The following is a 22,954-nucleotide window of genomic DNA, read 5'->3' as shown; positions in this document are numbered from 1 at the left end:
TTAGCGTAATCGAGGGGGTGAATCGTGAGATTTTGCGTTGCCTGCCGCACACCTCTGAGAGGGCGGCAGACGAAATGGTGCTCGGATAGGTGCAAAAAACGTGTTCAGCGCCATCCAGAGCGCTACCCAGAACTACAGACCGGGACTGGTGGGGTACATGCCAAACCACAGGGTTTAGCTGGTGTTTTTGCTGCTGCCTCCACCAATAAGGCGCTCGAGACCTACCAAGCACTGCGCGACCGCCTGGCCCTTGAAATTGATGAGTGCGACCAACCGCGCGACGTTGCCGTCTTAGCTGCACGCTTGGCCGACATCGTGGAAAAGATTGAGCTTCTCACCGACGTAGAAAAGGAGGGCAGTGCACTTGATGACCTTCGACAGCGACGACAAGCACGACAAGACCGCGCCGGGTGAGTTGCTGGGTGCCCAGACACCTAGCTTCTTGGCCAAGCCCTCAAAGCAGGCGGTAGACCACTTCGATGGCGCCGATTTCATTGACCTGGCCGCGGCGTTTGGCTTGGAGGCGGATCCCTGGCAGGAGGGCATGGTGACTGCTGCAATGGGGCGCGATGCCGCCGGCGGGCTTGCAGCCTTCAAGGTAGGTGTCTCCGTGCCGCGCCAAAACGGCAAGAACGCCATTATCGAAATCCTTGAGCTAGGCCAGGCCGTACTACTCGGACGCCGCATCATCCATACTGCTCACGAGGTGAAAACCAATAGGAAGGCGTTTCAGAGAATCTCGGGCTTCTTCCTGAACCACAACGAGCTGAAAGCTCACATCACCACGCTTCGGCAGACCAACGGGCAGGAAGCTATCTTCCTTGATAACGGCGGTTCCATCGAGTTCATTTCTCGCTCAAAGACATCAGGCCGTGGTTTCTCCGGTGACACGTTAATTCTCGACGAGGCACAGCATTTAACCGATGAGACGTTGGAGTCATTGCTGCCGGTCATCTCACCATCGAGTGAGCCACAGCAAATCTTCACCGGCACACCGCCAGCACCCGATGACCTCTACGGCGATGTATTCCGCCGCCTCCACGACGCCGCGCACGCAGGCACTGATCCCACCCTCCTATGGGCTGAATGGTCAGCCGCCTCCACCCCGGACACCGTCGAGGTCGACGCTGACGACGAGACACTATGGCTGGCTGCGAACCCCGCACTGGGCAAGCGCATCACCATCGGTGCCGTACAAGCTGAGCGCTCAGCACTCTCAGACGCTGGATTCCGCCGCGAACGTCTCGGGATGTGGGAGCAGGAGCGCACTAGCCGAGTCCTTCCCCTTGAAGACTGGGATGCATGCGCCGACTCCAACCTCGTCGACGACGGCCAGCCCGTCGTCTTGGCCGTGGACATCGCGCCGGGTCGTGATGCTGCTTCGATTGTGGCCGCTGGTACTTCTGTTGACGGTCATCTCTGGGTGGACGTTATCGAGAACCGGCGTGGGACTCCTGATTGGGTGATTCCGCGTCTGAAGGCCATTTTGTCTAAGCAGGAGGTCAGTGCGCTGATGATTGATGTCCTTTCTCCGGCTGGTTCGCTTATCGAGCCGCTGGAGGCGCAGGGAGTGAAGGTCTCGAGGACAGGGTCAAACATCATGGCCGCTGCGTGTGGCCAGCTCTACGATGCCGTGATGTCGCACGACCTTCGACACCTTGACCAGATTTCGCTCAACCTGGCGGCTGCGTCTGCCCGTAAGCGCAAGCTTGGTGATTCGTGGGCGTGGAACCGCGCTAACGAGGACGCTGACATTACCCCGCTCGTGGCTGCCACGCTGGCGCTCACGGGGCGGACATATTCCAAGAAGAAGCGGCCGGTGCGTCCGGCCCGTCCGAAACGAAAGGTGGTGGTGTGGTAGTGAATATTGCACTTAGCGATGATGAGCAGCGCCTGGTGGGCCGGTTGGAAGATCAGTTGGTTTGCCATCTGCAGGCCAACCGCGTCCATGAGGCCTACTACGATGGGTCTTTCGCTGCCCGCTTGCTTAATATCTCCACCCCGGAGCATGTGCAGCGCATGCTTAAGACTGTGTGCGGGTGGGCTGGTACAGCTGTCGATGTGCTTGAGGAGCGCCTGGACTTTCTTGGGTTTAGTGATGAGGGGCTGCTGGATGTCTTCGACGCTAATGCGCTTGATGAAGAAGCTAGTCAGGTTCACCTTGATGCAATGATCTACGGCATTAGCTTCGTGTCTGTAACGGCCGGCCGGGAAAGCGAGCCCGCGCAATTGATCCGCGGGCATGATGCTAAGAGCACTACGGGCATTTTGAATTCACGCACACGACGGTTTGATTCCGCGCTAACGATTACCGAAAGCCGGGAAGAACACACGGTTGCCGAGTTGTGGTTGCCCGACCAGGTCGTGACGATTGAGAAGCACTTCTCGCAACCCTGGCGTGTGCTGGATCGTCAGTTTCATGGGCTGGGAATGGTGCCGCTGGTGCCTTTTGTTAACCGTCCTCGAACGGGTGCGCGCGGCGGCAAATCAGATATCACGGCAGCGTTGCGTCGATATACAGACGCCGCGGTTCGAACATTGATTTCGATGGACGTTAACCGTGAGTTCTTCTCCGCCCCACAGCGCTATGCCATTGGTATGGACTCAAATGATTTCGTCGGCCCGGACGGTGCTCCGATGTCTCCGTGGCAGGTTCTCACTGGTCGGGTGTGGACTACTGGCCCGGTGGATGAGACAGAGCGTGAGCCAAAGTTGGGGGAGTTTGCCCCGCAACCAGCTGGCCCGTTCTTGGAACAGATTGAAGGGCTAGCGCAGCTCGCGGCTGCCGAAGCTGGCCTACCCGGGCATTACTTTGGGCTGCGAGGTGATCAGGCTACGTCAGCAGATGCTATTCGCGCGATGGAAGCACGCTTGGTCAAGCGCGCGGAGCGACGGCAAAAGTCGTTCGGGCGTTCATGGTCTCAGGTGGGTCGTCTTGCCGCTGCTGGTCGTGCTGGCCAGTCTGTTGATGAGCTATCAGCTGTGGGTGTTCGCTGGGGCAATCCGGCTACACCAACGGTTGCGGCCACGACAGACGCTGTGGTCAAGCAGGTTCAGGCTGGTGTCCTTCCGACGAATTCACGTGTGGGTTGGGACAGGCTCGGCTACACCCCGCAGGAGCAGCGCATCATGTTGCAGGAACTAGCGCAGCAGCAAGCAGTCCAGCGAGTGTCACTGTTGGCAGGTGCAGCCCAAGCAGACGAGGGACCGCCTGCACAGTCTGATGACGTTGTGGCAGCTGCTCGTGCTAACCGTGTGCCTGGGGGTGAGTAATGCCAAACTATCGGCGTGATTATGCGGCGTCCTTGGATGGGCTGCGCATGTTGGCTCAGCGTGACCTCTTGGCCTGGTGGAAGCGCACTGAAGGGCTGGGATTCATTGCCCAGAAGGAGCTACTCGTGGAGCCATTTGCGGCGGTTGTGCAAGCATACGGCGAGCAGGCGGCGTATTCCGCGGCAGATTACCTGTTTCTAGACCGATCCCTAGATGACACGCTGCGTGAACTGGAGTATCCGGAGGTCGCTGACCCCGTAGGGTTTGCGCAGGCCCAGGCCGCGTATAAGTCGGCAATGTGGGTCGACGATGTTGATGATGCCGAGGCGCGAGCCTTGGCATTGCAGAAGCTGCAGGGGATTACGAACCGGCTTGTGGTGGCACCGGCGCGGGAGACCGTAGCGCGTGCGGTAATCACCGCGGGCACCCGATACGCGCGGGTTCCTGAGCCGGGGGCCTGTGCATTTTGTCTGATGCTGGGCTCGCGTGGCGCGGTCTATAGCAAAGACAGCGTCTTGGGCGAGGTTCGGCGTTATCACGACAACTGCCGCTGTCTTGCCATTGAGGTGAAAGAAGATTCAGACTTGCCACAGATTAATCGTGACCTGGCGCAGCTATCGCAGACATTGAATAAAGAGTTCGGGCGCTCTGCGACGGTGAATGATTGGCGGCAGTGTATTACTGCTCGCCGCCAGCAGGCCGGTCAAGACGTGGAGTGGCCACGGCTGCAGTACTGCCGGATTCCGCAGTACACGGGCGATGGGATGTCGGCAGTATTTCCTGGTGAGAAGTTGCCTCCCCTGGGCAAGATGCCGGGGCATGTGCTGTATGGGTGGCGAGACCATCCAGGTCGAGATGGGCAAGGCTGGCCGCATGATGAAAGCCTGGCAGACGGGCATCGCTGGGACTCACAGCGCCCAGGGGCGTCGACATTCCCCAAGGAATGGACTGATCAACAAATAGTCGACGCTGTCAGAGATACGCTCGAGCATCCGACTCATTTTCGAGCCGCTACAGTTCGACGAACCGTGTGGCGAGAGATTGACGGACTGACTGTCAGGGCGGAATATAACGTGAGGCCTGATGGTAAAATTGCCTTTAGGACTGCTTTTCCAGTCGAAGACGTACCGAAGGGGGCTGAAGTTGCTAAGTGACGAAGAGAACTACCGTCAGCTCGATAAGCTAATTTCGCCGTCGGTGGGCAGAGTCTTTGCTGAAGAAAATCTTAAGGCTGGCGAGCCCGAAGAAGCCATTGCGACGTTGCTCGACGAAGCGTTTACAGCAGGTTGCTTAACGGATAAAGCTGTGGAGTTTATCGAAGAAAGATATGACGACGGCCCTGTCTATGAGATGCTCGAGGCTCTCCACATGTATAAGAACGAAAATAGCGTCGCCTAGTCGGTAGGCTCTCGCGCCGGGTTCGAGTCCCGGTCGGCGCACGAAACCCCAATTCTGTCCCTGGTGGGCAGGTTGGGGTTTTTCTATGCCCTTTTACTTGAATTCCCAGGAGGAACAGTATGAATGCCAAAAAGCTAGCCGAAGTTACCGAAGCCCAGGAGGCTAAGGAAGAACAGGCCCCTAATGCAGCTAATGCTGGTGGGGACGCGTCGGAGACTTTTGACCGTGCTTACGTGGAAAAGCTGCGCAAGGAGGCGGCCAAGTACCGCAATCAGGCCAAAGAGCTTGAACCGCTAGCGCAGAAGATGCGTGAGCTCGAGGAGTCGAAGAAGAGCGACCTTGAAAAGGCTCAGGAGCGAATCTCCGAGTTGGAGGCGCAAGCTCGTGCTGCACAGGCCCAGGCGGTGCGCTCGAAGGTGGCAGCTGCCACCGGAGTGCCCGCCGATCTTCTACCTGATAGCGGGGATGAGGAGGCTTTAACTGCAGCGGCAGACGCTTTGGTGTCATGGGCGCATTCGCAACTCCCTGAGAAGAAGGCGATGCCGGAGTCTAATGCGGCTGGGCGTGATGCGAGCGTGTCTGACAAGGATGCGGTTGCTCGCCAGATTCTGGGGATTTAACAACACACATACTCGACAGAAAGGAAGGTGCCGTACATGGCTACCTTGACTGAAAAGACCCTCCTGGGCGGCGACGGCGGACAGTCCCTGCTGCCTCGGAGCGTGTCCGATGAAATTTGGAAGCTGGCGACCGAGGAGGCAATTGTTCCGTCTCTGGCTAAGGCCCACCCGGTGATTCTGGGGGAGAACCTGGTGCCAGTCCTCACCAAGCGACCAGCCGCCTCGATTATTGGTGAAGGCCAGAACAAGGTGGACTCCTCCCTTGAGGTAGGGGCTAAGGCAATCAAGCCGATTAAGGCAGTCGTCGGCCTTGAGTTCACGATGGAGACTGTTCACAAGAATCCGGCGGGCGTGCTGGATATGATCTCTTCCGAACTGTCTGATTCCTTGTCCCGACAGATTGACCTGGCTGTGTTGCACGGCCGCCAGGCCTCCGATGGTAAGCCTTTGTCTGGTAACCCAGAGTTCCTGGCCCAGACCACGAAGAAGGTCGCACTGAGCGGCAAGCCCGAGGAAGTCGACAAGGAACTGTGGGATGGATACAACCAAGTAGTTGGCGGGGATAAGCCACTGGGCTTTAACGGCTTCGCCCTTGACCCCCGCCTGGTTGGCCAGCTGGCCAACGCCCGCGATAAGGAAGGCCGTCGTACCAACCCGGATATTCCAATGGGTGGATCTGTTGCCACATACTCTGGCCAGTCCGTGCGAGTTTCTCGGAGCGTGTCCGGTCAGGTTGACGCTTCTGCTGACACCAACATCCGTGGCTTCGGCGGCGATTGGACAGCACTGCGCTTTGGCCGCGCTCTTGATATTGGACTTAAGCGCATTGAATACGGCGATCCGTTCGGCAATGGTGACCTGCAGCGCCGCAACTCAGTGGCGTTTATGACTGAGGTCATCTTCGGCTGGGGCATCCTCGACCTGGACGCGTTCGTTAAGTACGAGGTCGCCTCCACCACCAGCGGTGCTACTAGCTAACAGGTAGAGGAGGATACGCCATGACGCTTACGCTCTCTGCCCAGGACATCCTCGCATTCAACACGGACCTCGACGCCAACGTCGTCAACATCCTTATCAAGGACGCCCTTGCCATGGCGCGCCGGGTAGCCCCTTGCATTGATGATGATGACTTCGAGTTCGCTGATGCCGCTATCGCGATTATTCGTGGAGCAGTACTTCGGTGGGCGGAGTCGGGATCGGGCGCTATCTCTAGCCAGCAGAATACGGCCGGGCCGTTTGGACAAACGGTGTCTTTTGACACCCGTCAGACTCGCCGGTCGTTGTTCTTTCCATCAGAGATTAAAGAGCTCGAGTCTTTGTGCAGCAGTAGCCGGCGTAGTGGCCCAGGCGCGATTGATACTCTGCCGCAGATGGATCGACGCTGCCAAGGATGCTTCTACCTCGTCGGGTCAGTGAATTCACCCTGCCCGGATTGTGGCGGCACGCTACACGAAGGGCTGTGGTGGTGATGTCATTTATCCCGTTGAGGCACACCGTGGAGGTCTCCGAGGTAGAGATGGTCACTGACCGATTTGGAAACCAAGTGCCACACCAAGGGAAATTCCGGCCGGTGCAGGTTGCTGGCTGGGCTGTCACCAAGGTCGATGAGTCTCGGGGAAACTCTGTGCTGCGCACTGTTGACCAGCTCGATATCTACGCCGCGGAACCGTTCGCGCCGGGCTCGTCGGTAAAGCTTCCGGATGGGAATGTGTGGCAGGTCGAAGGAAACGCCGAGGATTACAACCATGGTCCGTGGTGGTCACCTGGTCTGGTGGTTGTGCACGCAAAGAAAGTAGGTGGATAACCCATGATTGTTGTGGATACTCCTTTGGCTGAGGAACCCGTGAGAATCGACGCGCCAGCCTGCGAGGTACTCGATAACGGAACTCTGCTCATCTTTGCGAACCGTGATGCAACCGCGGTGCATTCGGCGTACGCGCCGGGAGCGTGGGCACACTTTGAGATGACGGGTGCGTGATAGCTGTGGCTAAGCGGATTCGGATTAAGAAGTGGAACGTGGACGGGTTTCGCGAGATTCGCTACAGTCCCGGGGTCAAGTCATTGGTCCATGAGCATGCGCAGGCCATCACCGACAAGCTGCCTGATGGTTATGGCTGGTCAGCTCGGGAAGGCAAGACCCGGTACCGCGGGTTGGTGTTCCCCCACACCTATAAGGCCCGCATTGACAATGCTCGACATAACTCGTTGCTGAAAGCGATGTGGTAGCTATGGTGACTCCGATTGAAGTGGTGCAGGCGGTGCTTGTCGACGCCGTGCAGTGCGATGTGGTCACCAAGGTGCCAGTTGATCGTCCAGAGTTGTTTGTGCGGGTGGATCAGTCAGTACCGCAGGTGCTGTCTCCGATTCACCAGCGCGCGCAGGTCTTCGTCCAGGTCTATGGGCCGACAAGCGAGGCTGCGCTTGATATGGCGTTTCGGGTGCGTGAGCGCCTGATGGATGCGCCGAGCGTCCACCCGAAGTGTTTCGGCGTGGATGAGATTACAGGGCCTAGTGAGTTACCAGACCCTGTTATTCCGCACGTTGCCCGGTGGCAAGTCACCGGGATTGTGTACATGGCCATCGGATAGCCCGGTGGCCTTTTTCTATGCCTTAAAGGAGGGCAAAAGATTATGGCTGATATGCGCAACCGTAAGAACATTCTGGTGGGTGCTCCCGATGTAAAGGCCTCTGGTGGCATGCTCATCGGCGATGTAGTCACCTCGGAGAAGGTGCCTACTGATGCGACAACCCCGCCGACTATTGGTCAGCAGAAGCCGGTGGGTTACATCTCCGAGGACGGTGTGACCAAGACCGTTGACCGCTCGGCGGAGAAGATTAAGGACTGGAATGGTGACATCGTGAAGGTGATTACCTCCGAGCACTCCGTGGTCATCAAGTTCACCGTGATGGAGGCAGCTAACGCCGATCTGCTCAAGGCAATCTACGGCAAGAACAACGTCACCATCTCCGAAGAGGGCGCCAAGATTAAGACCGTGGATAACGCTGACGACCTGCCGCACATCTCCTGGCAGGCCGACATCAAGGGAGATGAGGACTCCAAGATCCGCCTCTTCGCCCCAGACGCCCAGGTCACCAGTGTCGGCGATGTGTCGTTCGTGAAGTCCGACGTCATCAAGTACGAGCTGGAGCTTGAGTGCTTCACCGACGACGCGTCCAACAAGTTCTACCAGTTCATTGACCGCCCAAAAGCGTAACCGCTGAGGAATCTTCCACCGGTGGCCCCACTGGTGAAGATAGCCCCAGCGCAGAAACCAGCTAATCAAATGACCCCGGGGAACAAGGGGAGACGCCCCGGGGCCATAACCGTTTTGTCTCCCCCTAGTTTTGCTCAACACACATTCATAGAAACGAGGTCTCCCCATGGCTTTGGAAAAGTTCCACTTCACTACCTGCGACGACGTTGACATCGTCGTCCCGTACTACCTGGATGCAGTCAACCGCAAGGGAATGAAAAAGATTCAGAAGCTGGCGAAGGAAGCCGGCGGCTTTGAGAAACTGGACGATGACGTGCTCTTCGAGCACGCCAACATCGGCAAGGACACCATGGCCAAGATTGATGAGATGAGTATGCGCGACTATCTCAAGTTCCTCGACCAGTGGATGGAGGAGTCCACGGTGGGGGAATCCTAGCGCTCCTCGATGCGCTAGATAATGATCCCGCACTGCGCCAAGCACTGTCCTATGACCTCATTGGCCTAGGACTTCGTCTTGGCCAGGCGGGAACTAGCACACTGTCCTGGCGGGATGTCTACATCATCGTTGCTCAGGCACCGCGCGATTCAGCCGTCGTGCGCCACCTTGCCCCAGAGGCCCGCGAGTGGGGCATTAGTGAACAGCTACAAGCAAGCATCGTCGACCTTTTGGCTGGTATCTCATGGCAACTAGGCGGCGGCAAGGGCAAACGCCCTGAACCGATTCCCCGCCCAGGCGTCGACAGCGCCGACACCACGCCGGCACCTGCGCCTTCCAAAAAGGAGACGGCAGCTGCCGATACCCGCGATCCGTGGGACAAGGACGGCACCGGAGGAACATTCCGGGGCGTGGCCACCCCACTCGATGAACTCAACGAGTGGCTCGGATGGGCCAACACCTCCGACGACACCAGCCAGCCAACTACCCCGGCAGATATCGCTTCTCGTAATGAACGCATTGTTGCCGCCTACACAGCCGGCGGTGTCACCTACGCACAACTGGCGACCGAGTTCAGCGTATCCGCATCCACCATCGGGCGCATCGTGCGCGCAGCCCGCACCACCTAGAAGGAGGCACCCACCATGCCAGAAATTGCAAATGCTTGGATATCGATTGTCCCCGAGACGTCGAAAATCGCGCCGGGTATTAAGTCTGCTCTTGGGCAGGCGGAAGCACCTGCGGCGAAGACCGGAGAGATGATCGGATCCAAGATGTCATCGCTGATGGGCAAGACGCTTAAGGCAGGTGCTGTTGGTGTGGGCGCCGCCGCTGGTGGTGTGTTGGCAACCTCTATGGCAAAAGGCTTTAAGCGCCTTGATTCTCTTGACCAGGCGCAGGCGAAGATGCGCGGGTTGGGCTACGACGCCTCTGAGGTGTCGTCGCTGATGGACTCGGTGTCTCAGTCGGTCAAGGGAACAGCATTTGGCCTTGATGAGGCAGCGGGCTCAGCCGCGAAGCTGGGCGCAGTTGGCGTGGCCACGGGCCACGACATGGATCGTGCCATGACGTTGACGGCAGACATTGCCGCCCAGGCTGGCACGGGCATGGATGATATTTCCTCGATCATGGCCAAGGTTGCCGGTGCTGGCAAGGTCACAGGTGAGACGCTGGCTCAGCTGGATGACCGCGCCACTGGTGCCGGTGCAGCTTTGGCAGAGCACCTTGGTGTGTCCATCGAGGAAATGCGTGAGAAGGTTTCTGCTGGCGAGGTGTCTTTCGAAGACTTCCAAGTTGCGATGGAAGAGCATCTTGGTGGTGCAGCGCAGAAGACCGGTGAGACGTTCAAGGGTGCTTTTGACAACATGATGGCCTCTACTGGCCGCCTGGGCCAGAAGCTGCTTGACCCTGTGTTTAAGGCTGCACCGGCTCTATTCGGGTCGGTGGGCACAGCATTTGATGCCGTCGGTGAGGCTATTGCCCCAGCCTCAGAGAAGCTGGGGCAGGCATTGATCCCGGCGATGGAAAAGCTCGGCGGGGTCATCGAAAGCAAGCTCGCCCCGGCTGCGGGTAAAGCAGCTGGAGCAGTCGCTGACTTCATTGCCGGGTTGGTTACTGATGGACTTGATTCTGGACTGTGGTCAAAGCTGGGGGATAGCTTCAGCAAGATTGCTGGTGCTGCTGCTCAAGCGTGGCCCTCAGTGTCGAACCTACTTGGCTCTTTCGGCAAACTCTCGGCCACGGTGAGTGTGGCCACCTGGCAGGCATTGGTTGACGTCCTCAACGCGATAGCGCCGCTGATTTCTAATGTGCTGGTTCCTGCTTTGGACAAGCTCGCGTCGGCAGCAGCTGAGCACCCCGGTATGGTGCAAGCACTGGTTACCGCGTTCCTCGGGTTTAACGCTGCTAGCCGCGTGGTTGGTCCCGTGGGCAAGCTCGCCGGTGGCTTAAAGAACCTCACTGGTGCGGCAAAGATTGCGGGCGGCGCATTCAAGACCGGAAAAGGTCTAACTGGTGGACTGGTCGAACTAATGGGTAAAGCCAACTCGGCCACCCCAATCATTGCCAAGGTTGGCTTGACCATCGGCAAGATGACCGGCGGGTTGGCGAAAGGCTCGATGGGCTTCTCGAAGTTCGCCGGCGGCATCTCTAAGGTCGCCTCGGTGGTCGGCGGTGGCCTGTCTCAGGCCGCGCGTATCGCCATGGGGGCTTTCAAAGGCTTGACTGCAGTGATGATGGCTAACCCGGTTGGTGCGATTATTGCTGGCATTACCGCAATCGTTGCGGGCTTGACTTGGTTCTTTACCAAGACTGAGACCGGTAAACAGATGTGGGATAGCTTTACCCAGGCTTTGGCTGCCGGGTGGGAGTGGGTCAAGCAGAAGATGCAGCCGGTCTTTGACTGGATCGGCACTGCCTTCAATGGGCTTAAAGCCTTGTTCGTCGAGGGTAACTTCACCTCTGCTCTGCAGACCGCGTTTGGAGTGGAGGAAGACTCCGCGTTCGTGCGCGTGCTGTTTAAGATGCGGGACGTAGGCCTTGTGGTCAAAGACTTCCTTATCCAAGCTTTCCAAGTAATCAAGGACAAGTGGGCCGAACTCAACACAGGTTTCGGACAGTTCTACCAGACATGGATTGCACCCGTGTGGGAGGCATTTAAGGCAGCTGCAGCCTTGCTGGCTGACTTCCTTGAACTTGTGTGGGAGAAGGTCAAAGTCGGTGTCCAGTCTCTGGCGGACTTCTTTGTCACGCACTGGGAGTCCATCAAGACGGGGCTGTCCGCTGTTGGAGAATTCTTCTCTATGGTGTGGGACGGGGTCAAGATTGGCTTTGAGCTTCTAGGCCAGGCCCTCCAAGCGGTGTGGGACGGCGTGATCAAACCGGTGTTCAACTTCCTCGCCCAGGCCGTGAAAGCGATCGCTGACGTTGTCATCCCGATATTCCAGGTGGTTATCCCTGCTGCCTGGAATTTCCTGGCAGATATTATCCAGTCCACGTGGAATAACATCATCAAGCCGACGTGGGACTTGCTGAAATCTGCAGTAGGTTTGGTCGCGGATGTTCTGACCGGAAACTTCGACAACATCGGTAATCGGTTTGGTGAGCTCGGCCAGGCGATTATGAACCTTGTTCAGGGAGTTTTCCAGCAGGCTTGGGACATACTCAAGGCTGCAGTGCGCGCTGCCGTGGACATCTGCCGGGGCCTCTTCGATGTTTTTAAGGGCCATGTGCAAGCTATGGTCAGCGCGGTCAAGGGCAAGATTGATGAGCTTGCTAACGGGTTCCGCCAGCTGCCGGGCAAGATTAAGTCTGCGTTTGCTGGGGCTGGTTCATGGCTACTGGATGCCGGCAAGGCGATCATCCGCGGTCTGGCAAATGGTATCCGTGCTGCCGCCGGCATGGTGGAAAACGCCGTCCGCGCAGTTATCCCTGATAACTTGGAAAGGTTCGTTCCAGGATTACACATTGGCGGCATCGTGCCGGCGTTTGCTCGTGGCGGTGTCCTACCGAATGTGCCCGGAATTCCCCGCAGTAAGCGTGACCCTATTCTGGGTTGGTCGACCGAGCGCAAACAACCTGTCGCCCGAGTCGAACCAGGTGAGTACATCGTCAACCGTGCTTCAACCAGGAAGTACTTGCCGCTCTTGTCCGCAATCAACGCTGATCGAGTTAATCCGAAGCTGGGCGATCTTGGCGGGTTCGCAAACTTGCCAGGCTACGCCGACGGAGGCATCGTCGGTTACGACGAACTGCTGCGATTCTTCAAGGGCCAGCGCGTACGCGGTCAACAGGCATCCCGCAGCCTCGAGGGCGCGCCGTACGTCTTTGGCGGCTCGAACTGGGGAGACTGCTCGTCTACTCAGGGACAAGGCGCACTGTTTACGGTAGGCAAGACCGCTACCCGCGGGCGATTCATGGCCACGATGAACGCAGCCTCACAGCTGGCCTCCATTGGATGGCGCCGCGGGCGTAGCCCAAAGAAGGACGCTTACGAGATCGCCTTCTACAACGGCGGCGTCGGTGGCGGACACGCAGTCGGCACCATGTTCAACAACGCAGGCCGAAGCCTGAACATCGAAATGGGAGGAGCCCGCGGAAACGGACAAATCGGTGGTGGCGCTGCAGGGACTGCAAGCGGACCATACACAGACCACTACTGGCACCCGCTAAAGTCCGCAACGGCTAAAGCCGCCAGCAAAATCGCCGCCGGAGAGGTTGCCTCCACCTCGAATGAAGGCATCACCTTGACCTCGGGACGCAGCATCGACTGGGGCGAAGCCTCGAACCTTGCTAGCGAGGTCACTAAGGAACGCAAGCGCAACGCGAGCCTGGCCCGGTGGCGCAAAGGCGCTTTCGACTCCGGAGGCTTAGCCCGCGGCATGGGCTTTATGCCCAAGGCCACCATCAAGCCAGAGCGCGTGCTCAACCCCTCCAACACACGCAGCTTCGACAAGATCCCCGGAGTCATGGCTGATGTCGCCAACAAGCTCGGCATGTCGGCCGAAGCACAAGGCATGGCTGCCCGCGCCATGAACAACGTCGAATCCGCACTATCCAACATCACTGCCAAGGATGCCCTGGCCCTCGGCGACAAACTCGGCCTTGACGGAATTACCGGACTGTTCAAAGGCGCGGTCAGCGCCTGGGACGATATGGAATCCTCATTCGCCGCCCAAGTCGATGCGTCAGATGCTGTCGAACAAGCAGAGAAAAACCTTGCGGATGCGCGCCGGGAATATGCCGAGGCTATGACTGAGGATACTGAGCTGACCGTCAAGCAAAAGCGCCGTCTTGATGACGCCACGAAGGCAGTCGAGGCAGCGAAGAAGCCTGGCAAGGACGGCAAGGTAGATTCAGACAAGGTCGCTAAGGCTGAGCTGAAACTGTCTCGTGTTCGCGAGGACATCACAGCTGAGCAGGAGAAGGCAGGAAAGAAGCAGTCGGAGAAAGCTCTGCAAGCCGCAGAGAACCTGGCCAAGGCCGAATCCGACTTGTCAGATGCGCGCTCAGTGGTGGCTGCTGCGGCTAAGGCCGCTGGCCACGCTGAGATTGCAATGGCCATTGAGGTAGCTGCAACAGGTATCAAGGTCATCGACAAGATCGTTGGAGCAGTGATGCAAGCTAAAGCAGCTGTCGCCGATGCCTTCGCGTCGATGATGTCCGCAGTAGCAGAGCTGGCCAACATGTCCGATAAGCTGCACGACCAGTTGCTAACAAGCCAGGTTGAGGCAGCTTTGGCCCAGGTCAAGATGCAGGCCGCAGCGCGTGCCATGCGCATGGCCCAGGTCGATGGCGTGCGCACCCAGCTCGAAGCAGTCAAAACGGTAGCTCAGGCACAGGCTGCATTTGATGCACAGCGCAAGGCTGATGCGAAGGCCGCCTTGTCGAACTACGAGGACTTGTCCTTAGCGTTTGACCGGTGGCGGTGGGCCACGCGCGCCGGGGTGGATGAGGCTTTGGGTGCGATGGCGCAGTGGTCGGATGAGTCGCATGCGTTGTGGGCTGAGCTGCAGGCTGCACAGATTGGCAAGCAGATTGCGGAGTTGGAGGCACAGCGCAGTGTGACTGCCGCGCTGTTTGAGCACCGTAAGGCTGCTCTGAATTTAGAGTCGGCGACGACGAGCTTGAATATTGCTGCGGCAAAGTTTGCAGCGATTGCTGGTAAGTCGTTTGGGTATGACAGTGTTCAGGCCACGGTCGGTGAGCGCTATGCACAGCTGCAGGCTGAGAAAGCGAAGCTGAAGGCTGAGCGGGCATCTGTTAAGACCTGGTTGAATCCAGTCAATTGGTTTACGAGCATGCCGGCATCGAAGCGTCGTATCGCGCAGATTGATGAGGAGCTCGCTGGACTGGCAAAGATGAACGAGTTCAAGGCGCTGACTGCTAGCCAGTTGAAGGAGCTGGAGAGGATCCAGGCAGCGGCTGGGGCGATGGGATTCTTTGGCGCCGGTGACAAGGTCGATGAGATGATTCGCAATTCCTGGCTCGGTGATGCAGGACGCGCGGTAGAGAAGGCGAAGTGGCAAGAGCAGCTTGTTGATGCCAAGAATGCCGCGGATATTGCAAAGCAGAACCTGGATGCGAAGAAACTCGAGGTTGATCAGGCTAAGAAGCTTGAACCAATTGATGAGTTGCTGGACAAGTTGAAGACTCAGCAGGCGTCGGAGAAGACGTGGGCTGAGTACTGGCGCGAGTCTGATCCTGGGGTGCGCGATGCGCTGTCAGCCTTGGCGCAGTTCCAGTCGGATGCTGCAGACGGCATGGCCAAGCCCCAGGCGGTGGTGAATATTGCGCTGCCTGCTGGAAAGTCTGCGTACTCACCTCAGGAAGTAGAAGACATGCTCGAGGCCGTGAGCGCTGGGCAGGATGCGCTGGATGTGCGCGTTAGGAAGTTGGAGCGTCCAGCTCGGTCCGCCGCGGTGGTGGCCGGGAACAGAAAGGTGGTGATGTAAATGGCCCAACGGGTACACCTGGAGTATGTCTCCCCGTCTGGGGTGAAGATGACGCTCATTAGTCCGTCTTGGCGCGACTACGAAGTCGCTTTTGTGGTCGCAGATGGAATCGAGGGGCTGGTAGGAGTTATCGAAGACCCGGTGGTGAATCTGCCGGGGATTGCTGGCGCTGTGTTTCGTTTAGCGGATCGTACGGTGCAGGCGATGACGGGCACGTTGACACTGGCCATGGTTAATGAGCAATCGTGGGCAAAGCTGTCGGCGGCCTGGTCGACGATTCGACCAGGGGTGCTGCGGTTGACTGTCGATGAGATGCTGCATGTTCTTCCAGTGAGGTTGGCGGCCCCGCTGCCTCAACCTGTTACTCAGATGAAGACCGGGAGTCAGGTGGCGGTGTCTCTGGTGGCTGATGGCGGGGTGTGGCTGCGTCCGAAATCTGGTGCGGGAACAGTGCGCATTGCTAACTCTGGCGATGTGCCTATTTCCCCGGTCATCACCTGGACTAAGGCAGGGTCATTGACTTTGCCGTCAGGTGCTCGGGTGGCGTTGCCCGCAGTAGATTCGCCGCGGGTGGTGTCGATGGGTCCAGCTGATGGACAGGTAGTGCGTGATGCCGCTGGCGCTATCGACAAGAAGTTGACGAAGGCGTTGCCATCGTTGACAGAGAGTATCCCGGTGGGCGCCACAGCGACGATTACAGCCCCTGCTGGGGCAACCATCGAATGGGCGGAAGGAGTGCTTTCCCCATGGACGTAAAGGATTTTGCTGAGATTCGCAAGCGTATCGACTACACGGTGTCCACGCGCGGGCAGTGGGTAGGTATCTGCAACGAGGATGGCTGGCCGATTATGGATATCACTGCGATTGCAAATGTGTCAGCGTCGGAGACCCGCAGGGAAACCGCATCGTGCGAAGTTGCAGTTGAGGTTCCGGAAGGCTCTCGGCTTATCGACGAGCTTGTTGGGCCAGATACCGGGATCAATAAGACTGGCGAGTTAGAGATTGCTGGTGCCGCGGCGAGGCTGTTGGTTGTTCAGCGGGCTGGCATGCGCATGGCCTATACGATTACGCATACCGTGGCTACTGGTAAGACCGCTCCAACTCAGTTGACTATTCACGGGGTGGATCTCATTGAGTCGCTGGCAGCGTGGCCATGCCCCACCATTCCGCTGCTGTGGCAGAACGCCTCTTTCACGCAGTGGACAACAGATGCGTCGGGCCAGGAGTACACCACCACTCGGGAGCTTGCGCGCGTGGAGATGGGAACGGCAGCTGACGGCTACACCGTCGACGGGCCGGCCGCCGCCACGGCGCGCACCCTTATCCAGGATTCTTTGGATGCGGTCAACACAGCAATGGGGTGGGCGGATAGCCCACACATGGTGGTTGATTTCCCGAAGGGTGAAGACACATCACCCAGGCTGGTAATCCGTACCAATGATGACACCATCTGGGAGACTATCGCAGCTCCAGCGCATTCTGCCGGGCTGACTATCAGCGTTGATTTGTGGTGGCCCGGTGACCAGCCTCTGCGAAGGCGCGTTAGCCGTGAGCCAGAAGAATTCACGTCCTGGTCGCCAACTGTTCCGATCCAGCTTGTCACGGTGGAGGTGTCGAAATGACGGTTCGTTTGCTCGCCACTGACGGTGAGCTCACAGTGGTGCGTCGGTTGGCGGCAATTGCGTATGGAACGTGGAACGTTGAGTGGCCAGAATCGGTTCCTGAGCAACAACGCCCCCAGCTTGCCGACGACCGTACCCACGGCTATATCTCTCGCCTGCCGGGAGACTCTGGCCGAATGGGGCGCCGGTTCGTGCGTGCCGATGTAGATATCACTGCTGCTGAGTACAACGACAAGGGCGTTCTCATCCCACACACGGGCTACTCGACGGTGGAAACGGTGCTGGATGCGGCTGCTTCGCAGACCAGTGAAGACGCGGTATTAGAGCGGGATATCACCCGGGATGGTCTGGGGAGTTTCGTTCCAGGTGAAGACTTCGATGTTGGTGACGTGGTCGATGTGGTCATCTGGGGCAATTCGCTGCGTTTGCCGGTTACCGCGATTGAAGCTGTCACCCAGGCTGGGGCAGTCATTGACTGGTCAGTCAAGGTTGGCGGCCAGCTAGTCGCGGATGATGCTGAACGCCGTCGTGTCAATCAGGAGCTTGAGCGCACCATCTGGCAGGAGCGCCGAGAGATAGCCGGTGTGCACCGCGTGGCTACGTCAGCGAAAACCACGGCTGACTCTGCAAGTGCCACTGCCAAGGAAGCCATTGATGCTGTTGGAGATGTCGCAGCGATGGTGGAGGGGCTGGATATTGAGGGCAGCATTCAGCAGGCGCGGGATGCTGTCGATGCGTCTAACGCGATTCTGCAGCTTGTCCGTCAGCTCACTGGCGCCGCGGCGGCGCAGGGAGCGCAGGCTCAAGCATCAGCCTCTCTCGCGATCGAGTACGCCCGCCAGGCGGAGGAGGTGCTCGACAAGCTAGACCCACTCCGCGACGATGTTGTCGCGGCGCACGCCGAGGTCGCACGCCTGTCGGGCGAGGCAGCTAAGGCAGCGCAGCAAGCTGCCGCCTCAGTAGCCCGTGGCGAGCAGCATGTAGTGGCAGCCCAGCGCGCGGCCAATGCCGCCGCAGCCGACGCTGCCGAGTCGCAGCAGCTCGTCGATGAGGCACAGGCGCTGCTTGCAGAGCTGGCTCCGCTGCAGGACGCGGCGCGGGAGTCCCTCAAAGATGCGCAATCCCTGCTGGATAACGCTGGCGGGACGGGGCGAAGCCTCGCGGATGTTCTGCGTGAGGTCGCCGCGAAGCACCAGGCCGTTCTTTCCGCCCATGATGACATTCTGGCTACGCATAGCGAAGTACTGGAAATCCATGGCGAAGCGATCAAATACGCCGCTATGGCCGCTGCCCAGGCGGGTGCAGCGGCGATGCAAGCATCCCAGGCGGCGGCGGAAGCTCTACGCGCTGCTGACCTCAACTCGCAGGCTATCGCCGCGCTCGCGGAAGCGGACGAAAAACTTGCGGAAGCGGACCGCAAGCTTCAAGAGCAGATTGATGTCCTCGAAGAATCCCAGCGCCTCCTCGCCCAGGCGATTCGCTACGTCGCGGCGGCTGCCGCGCAGGCTGCGCAGGCCGCTATGTCTGCAGCCCAGGCCTCGGAAGAAAACGCCAATGCGATCGCACAAACAAACATCGCGGTCGATGCGGCGACGGATTCCGTGGAAGCCCTGCAAAAAACATCTGCTGCGCGTGATGAGGCCATAGGAAGCTTGGCAAAGTCTCAGGCCGCTTTCGAGGACACGCTGCTTATTCAGCAGAATGCGATCTTTTGGGGAGAGGTACACCGTACCCGAATCTTCGACAAATACAGCATGACCACCGTCACTGATAATGAGCTGATGACGATGACCCCGATTGAATCACAGCGGAAACTCCGATTAGATTTCAAAGGTATCTGGGCAGGCCGCGTTCAGGTTATTGGGCGCATGGTGGACGCGTTCGGAGGGAATTCACGTGTTGATTTCTTCGCGTATGGTGCCGGGCCTGGGAACCGACAGATGACTGTTGCGCCGGAAGTGGCGAATTACGGCGTCGATAAAGTGCACATCGTCGTGGATATGTGGTGGCCAAATCGGGCTTTGGAGTTCGTGTTCATCCCGAAAGCCGTCGGTGGATGGGAGATACCACCGTATGAGGATTCAATTCAAGGTGGCGTGAATCTTGGTCTCATGCATGAGGGCACGATGATTGTGTACTGGCCTCGGGGGAAGGGGTATCGCACCAGCCGTGCGGTGCAGGTAACCCCTGATGATGGAAAGACGTGGAAAACATATTCGGCGGGTGCACTGCTGCCCGCGTCAGCGAGCGTTGGCGGTTATCAGGTGACGGGGATTCGTCCTGTCCGGGGGGATACCCGCCCTGTCAATCTGACTGAACAAATTTAGTTTCGCCGATTGCCGTGAGGCTATACGGCCTTTTTTGATTCTGAAAGGAGAAATATGACCACCCCGCTTGATTTTGAAAAATTCATGCCTCGCGGCTACACGCTCGTCCGCACTGATGATTGGGCGCTCACAGACCCTGCGGTCGGCACGAATATTCCGATTGGTGTCGCCGGGCCGGTCGATATTTACGTGACGTGGGAAGGCGAGACGGAAATGGCTCTCGTCCTCGTCACCTCGGACGGCTCGCGGCGCACGCTCGCCACTGGCAAAAAGGCCATCCGTTACACGCTGGGTGCCAGGGACGGCGACATGCTCACCATCACGGGCGCGTCCGCTTTTCCCGTGTCTGACTCGAAGCTGCGCGGGACCCTCAAGATACTGCCCACGGCCATCTTTAACCTGTAAATCATTCCCTGCCCCACCTTGGTGGGGCTTTACTGCTCAAGGAGTTTTTATATGTCGTTTGATTTTGATGCCTGGGTGGAGGGCCTGCGCGCTATCCCCGAGGACCGGCTGATGGACGCCGCTGCCGCCGTATCCCGCGAACGCCGGGAGCGCCCCGCCCGCGCTGCCGAGGATAAAGCGCGTGCTGAAATTGTGGCTGGTCTCGCGGAAACCGCCCCGGATTTGGTCTCCGCTCACGTCACCTTAGAGGACGCTAAAGCCGACCCCGGCAAGGTGCCAGCGTGGAAGAACCCCGGCTCGGACTTCCTCAAGGCCTCCCGACAGGGCGCCGTTGTGAAGCACGCGGATAAGTACTGGCTTTCTGAAACTGGGAATTTGAACACGTGGGAACCAGGGGCCGAGAGTGTGCATTCAACGATTTGGCGGGATGTTACCCATGAGGTCCTGCCTCCTGCGCCGGCCACCGATGAATCCGGAGCGGTCATCCCTCAAGGCGACAGAGATAATCCCTTCCCGTTCATTGATGGCATTCAGGTTGAAGACGGGCAGTTCGTATTGTTCAACGACGAAATCTATAAGGTGCGCAAAGCCCACACCCTGGCAGCCTATTGGCCACCGAATGCAGCGCACAGTCTCTTTTCCAAAGCCTAAACCAACAGCCCTCTAGCCCCGCTAGAGGGCTTTGCTCATAAAGAAGGAGGTACACGGTGTGAAAGATTGGCTCAACGTCCTCCCTGACCGTGTCCGATTAATACCCCGACACTTCACGCCGGGGCGCGCCGGGAGGAAGATCCGGCATGTCACTATTCACCACATGGCCATGGTTGGCGGCACCGATGAGTGCTACAACGTGTGGCTTAGTAGGCCAGCGTCCGGCCATTACGCGATCTCCCCGAGTGGCGAGGTAGGACAGCTCGTTTGGGATAGGGATACGGCCTGGGGCAACGCGAACCTTGTCTCTAATCAAGAGTCGCTCATCATCGAGCACTCAAACGAGGCCGGAGCCGCTGCCGACTGGCCTATTGGAAAAACGACGTTGGAGACCGGGGCGCGCTTGGTGGCTGCGCTTTGCCGCTTCTATGGCCTCGGCCGCCCGGTCTCCGGTGTAAATGTGCGTTTCCACAGCATCGAATCAGGCGGGCGCACCGCATGCCCCTACCACTTGCGGCCGGGGCATAAATATCACGACCACTACATCGCGCGTGCCCAGCATTGGTACGACGAAATGACAAAGCCTGCTGTGCAGGCACCCAAGAAAGAGGAGGATTTTCTCATGGCACTTACCGCCGAGGAGCAGAAGGAACTGCTTGTTAAGACCCGCGCTATTCACAACGCGCTCTTCGCTCCGGAGCCGTCCCGCGTCACGGGCTCCAAGTTCAAGGCTCCGTTAACCGAGTACATCATGCAGACTGACCGCAAGGTGGAGGAACTGCATGTGGAGTATCGAGGGAAGGGTTCCCAGACGCAGGAGGCTCTTGACCAGCTTGCTGAAGCCGTTGAATCTCATGATGAGAAGCATGAGGTCTGCGCGCTGCCGGGGGAGGACAATGAGGAGTAAACAGTTTTGGCTCGACCTGTTTGAGCGGGCTGCGAAAACATTCGCTCAAACCTTGCTCGCCTGGATAGTGGTGGACCAGGCCGTGTGGGAGATGGATTGGAAGCAGGGCCTTGGGCTTGCAGCTACCGCGACAGTGGCGTCCATCCTCACGTCATTCGCCTCGCTCAAGGTATCGACTCCTGAGACAGCCAGCTTGGTTTATGTTGGCCGGCACAGAGCAGGTGAATCACATGGCCCCGTGGAATGATCCAAGCTGGAAGGCCAGAGTGCTAAGGCGCTTGCTCTCGGATGAGATGGGCCTGCTCATCCTTGGTGTACTCGGCACTGCGCGCGGTATCAGCTACTTTCCGCCTTTGGTGAATCCTGACCGGTCTCCGGCTCACTTGCTAGAGATGGTTGCTCCGCCACCGGTATGGGGAGTCGTATGGGTCCTAGCCGGGGCGGGATGCCTGGTCGCCATTGCTTGGCGACGGAGCCAGCCCCTTGCAGTCGGAACCATGGTCGGAATGCACTTCCTCTGGGCCTTCACGTTCGTCACGAACGGGGGCCGAGGATGGGTCACATCAATCATCTACCTGTCAGTATTCGGATTGGCCTTCTGGGGCTTTGCACGCGGCCGACGAGAGCCAGAGCTAGTCCCCCAGGAGATTCCGGAAAGGGCACGCGCAGACCCGAGAAAGGAGTAGCTACATGCTTGCAAACCTTCTCGGTGGAGCCATCGCGGCCCTGCTGACAGGACTCTTCGCATGGCTCGCGGCTAAAGCAACTGGCCGCGCACAGGTCGACGCGAAGAAAGTAGAGCAGGTAGGGCCGCAGTGGGAAAGCTTCTCGCAGAAGATCATGGAGCGCATGGACGCGCAGCAAAAAGAGATTGACGGGCTCAAGGAGGAGGTCGGGACGCTAAGAGAGAAGGTAGAAGCTATCTCCCAAAAGTACTGGCGCGCCGTCTTAGCTCTCCGGCGAATCTTTGATCGCCACCCAAAGGCCGTTGATGATGCCCAACTACCACGAGACATCCATGAGGACGTTTTCGAGGGCTAGGCTCCGACTTCGTCCTTGAAGTGTGAACCACGTGTGAACAAGCCTTGTGAACGTACTGGTCAATCCCCATTGTGTTCTTTCTACGGATCAGAAGGTTGGGGGTTCGAATCCCTCCGGGCGCACAGCACAAACCCGCTGGCCGCAAGGCTAGCGGGTTTCTTCGTGTTCCATCCGCCCGTGCTGCAGCGTGGGGGTAGGGGCGCTTATATTTCGGGCGCGTTATCAGGAGTGTGACGCTGAAAATGAGGCTAGTGCGCCCGATAGTGCCCGCCGTGTTCAATAATGACGGGTCTTATGCTGGTGGCCCAGCGCCGTCGGGTAAAAGCATGGGGCATTAGGATAAAGCCAACAGGCGTGCCCGGCGGGCAGAAGGAGACGAGCAATGAACAAGTGGACCCCGGGCCTCATCGGTGGCGCCGTGCTGGGCGGCATTATGTGGATTGCCACGGGAACGTTCTGGTGGCTGCTTGCAGGCATAGTCGTGGGGCTGGCTGTCGTGCCGCTCGTAGGACGCGAGGACCGGCAGAAGAATTACGCGCGCAAGAAGCGTGATGATAACTTTCGTGACTAACTACTAACGCGGGGTAAGGTGAAGGCGATTAGTTCG

23 protein-coding genes are annotated in these 22,954 nt (G+C 58.5%); all 23 read left to right on the top strand.

The annotated features are described in order from the left end of the window. Positions 1-367 precede the first annotated feature (367 nt). The 23 genes from HMPREF3227_RS11385 to HMPREF3227_RS11270 all read left to right on the top strand — a co-directional run bounded on the left by HMPREF3227_RS11385 (position 368) and on the right by HMPREF3227_RS11270 (position 22,918). Complete coding sequence (locus tag HMPREF3227_RS11385) at positions 368-1,861, top strand: terminase TerL endonuclease subunit (protein ID WP_066513170.1); 1,494 nt, start codon at positions 368-370, stop codon at positions 1,859-1,861. After that, positions 1,861-3,273: a phage portal protein gene (locus HMPREF3227_RS11380; protein ID WP_066513169.1), complete on the top strand. Its 1,413-nt coding sequence runs from the start codon at positions 1,861-1,863 to the stop codon at positions 3,271-3,273. The genes HMPREF3227_RS11385 and HMPREF3227_RS11380 overlap by 1 nt, the downstream gene beginning before the upstream one ends. Before the next feature lie 47 nt (positions 3,274-3,320). Then, a complete protein-coding gene (locus HMPREF3227_RS13400) occupies positions 3,321-4,427 on the top strand; it encodes a VG15 protein (protein ID WP_168167180.1) in 1,107 nt (368 codons plus the stop codon). Next, the gene (locus HMPREF3227_RS11370) at positions 4,417-4,671 is read left to right on the top strand and encodes a hypothetical protein (protein WP_066513165.1); all 255 of its coding nucleotides are present in this window, start codon (positions 4,417-4,419) and stop codon (positions 4,669-4,671) included. The genes HMPREF3227_RS13400 and HMPREF3227_RS11370 overlap by 11 nt, the downstream gene beginning before the upstream one ends. Positions 4,672-4,790: 119 nt before the next feature. Next, positions 4,791-5,291 (top strand): hypothetical protein, encoded by a 501-nt coding sequence (locus HMPREF3227_RS11365; RefSeq protein ID WP_066513163.1) that lies wholly within the window; start codon positions 4,791-4,793, stop codon positions 5,289-5,291. Between the two features lie 36 nt (positions 5,292-5,327). After that, positions 5,328-6,269 carry a phage major capsid protein gene (locus HMPREF3227_RS11360; RefSeq protein WP_066513161.1) on the top strand — a complete coding sequence of 314 codons (942 nt, stop codon included), beginning with the start codon at positions 5,328-5,330 and terminating at the stop codon, positions 6,267-6,269. Positions 6,270-6,289: 20 nt separating this feature from the next. After that, on the top strand, positions 6,290-6,760 hold the full coding sequence (locus HMPREF3227_RS11355; RefSeq protein ID WP_070710770.1) for a hypothetical protein: 471 nt from the start codon (positions 6,290-6,292) through the stop codon (positions 6,758-6,760). A gap of 26 nt (positions 6,761-6,786) precedes the next feature. Further along, a complete protein-coding gene (locus tag HMPREF3227_RS11350) occupies positions 6,787-7,095 on the top strand; it encodes a hypothetical protein (protein ID WP_141759161.1) in 309 nt (102 codons plus the stop codon). Between the two features lie 3 nt (positions 7,096-7,098). Beyond that, entirely contained in the window at positions 7,099-7,269 is a 171-nt protein-coding gene (locus tag HMPREF3227_RS13395) for a hypothetical protein (RefSeq protein WP_156452995.1), read from the top strand. Between the two features lie 250 nt (positions 7,270-7,519). Next, positions 7,520-7,879, top strand: a complete 360-nt coding sequence (locus tag HMPREF3227_RS11340) for a VOC family protein (protein WP_066513154.1) — start codon at positions 7,520-7,522, stop codon at positions 7,877-7,879. 42 nt (positions 7,880-7,921) lie between these two features. Further along, positions 7,922-8,506, top strand: coding sequence for a phage tail tube protein (locus HMPREF3227_RS11335; RefSeq protein WP_066513152.1), 585 nt, complete (start codon positions 7,922-7,924; stop codon positions 8,504-8,506). A 166-nt stretch (positions 8,507-8,672) separates the two neighbouring features. After that, entirely contained in the window at positions 8,673-8,942 is a 270-nt protein-coding gene (locus tag HMPREF3227_RS11330; RefSeq protein WP_066513150.1) for a hypothetical protein, read from the top strand. Next, positions 8,909-9,571: a helix-turn-helix domain-containing protein gene (locus tag HMPREF3227_RS13390; protein ID WP_141759160.1), complete on the top strand. Its 663-nt coding sequence runs from the start codon at positions 8,909-8,911 to the stop codon at positions 9,569-9,571. Before HMPREF3227_RS11330 ends, HMPREF3227_RS13390 begins: the two co-directional genes overlap by 34 nt. Positions 9,572-9,586: 15 nt before the next feature. After that, complete coding sequence (locus HMPREF3227_RS11320; protein ID WP_066513147.1) at positions 9,587-15,394, top strand: tape measure protein; 5,808 nt, start codon at positions 9,587-9,589, stop codon at positions 15,392-15,394. Then, positions 15,395-16,150 carry a hypothetical protein gene (locus HMPREF3227_RS11315; protein ID WP_066513145.1) on the top strand — a complete coding sequence of 252 codons (756 nt, stop codon included), beginning with the start codon at positions 15,395-15,397 and terminating at the stop codon, positions 16,148-16,150. Next, positions 16,141-17,016: a hypothetical protein gene (locus HMPREF3227_RS11310; protein WP_066513143.1), complete on the top strand. Its 876-nt coding sequence runs from the start codon at positions 16,141-16,143 to the stop codon at positions 17,014-17,016. Before HMPREF3227_RS11315 ends, HMPREF3227_RS11310 begins: the two co-directional genes overlap by 10 nt. Then, the gene (locus HMPREF3227_RS11305) at positions 17,013-19,343 is read left to right on the top strand and encodes a hypothetical protein (RefSeq protein ID WP_066513139.1); all 2,331 of its coding nucleotides are present in this window, start codon (positions 17,013-17,015) and stop codon (positions 19,341-19,343) included. Before HMPREF3227_RS11310 ends, HMPREF3227_RS11305 begins: the two co-directional genes overlap by 4 nt. 54 nt (positions 19,344-19,397) lie before the next feature. Continuing rightward, the gene (locus HMPREF3227_RS11300; protein WP_066513137.1) at positions 19,398-19,748 is read left to right on the top strand and encodes a hypothetical protein; all 351 of its coding nucleotides are present in this window, start codon (positions 19,398-19,400) and stop codon (positions 19,746-19,748) included. A gap of 51 nt (positions 19,749-19,799) precedes the next feature. Continuing rightward, positions 19,800-20,399 carry a hypothetical protein gene (locus tag HMPREF3227_RS11295; protein WP_066513135.1) on the top strand — a complete coding sequence of 200 codons (600 nt, stop codon included), beginning with the start codon at positions 19,800-19,802 and terminating at the stop codon, positions 20,397-20,399. A gap of 58 nt (positions 20,400-20,457) precedes the next feature. Further along, entirely contained in the window at positions 20,458-21,306 is an 849-nt protein-coding gene (locus tag HMPREF3227_RS11290; RefSeq protein WP_082750351.1) for a peptidoglycan recognition protein family protein, read from the top strand. Next, entirely contained in the window at positions 21,254-21,553 is a 300-nt protein-coding gene (locus tag HMPREF3227_RS11285; RefSeq protein ID WP_369814883.1) for a holin, read from the top strand. The genes HMPREF3227_RS11290 and HMPREF3227_RS11285 overlap by 53 nt, the downstream gene beginning before the upstream one ends. Positions 21,554-21,996: 443 nt before the next feature. Next, positions 21,997-22,347 (top strand): hypothetical protein, encoded by a 351-nt coding sequence (locus tag HMPREF3227_RS11275; protein WP_066513129.1) that lies wholly within the window; start codon positions 21,997-21,999, stop codon positions 22,345-22,347. A 382-nt stretch (positions 22,348-22,729) separates the two neighbouring features. Continuing rightward, positions 22,730-22,918, top strand: a complete 189-nt coding sequence (locus tag HMPREF3227_RS11270) for a hypothetical protein (RefSeq protein WP_066485986.1) — start codon at positions 22,730-22,732, stop codon at positions 22,916-22,918. Positions 22,919-22,954: the final 36 nt, after the last annotated feature.

Origin of the sequence: Corynebacterium sp. CMW7794 (genome assembly GCF_001563605.1) — a bacterium.
Classification (GTDB): Bacteria; Actinomycetota; Actinomycetes; order Mycobacteriales; family Mycobacteriaceae; genus Corynebacterium; species Corynebacterium phoceense.
Note: the sequence above shows the minus strand (reverse complement) of the source record. Positions and strands in the feature narration are given on the sequence as shown.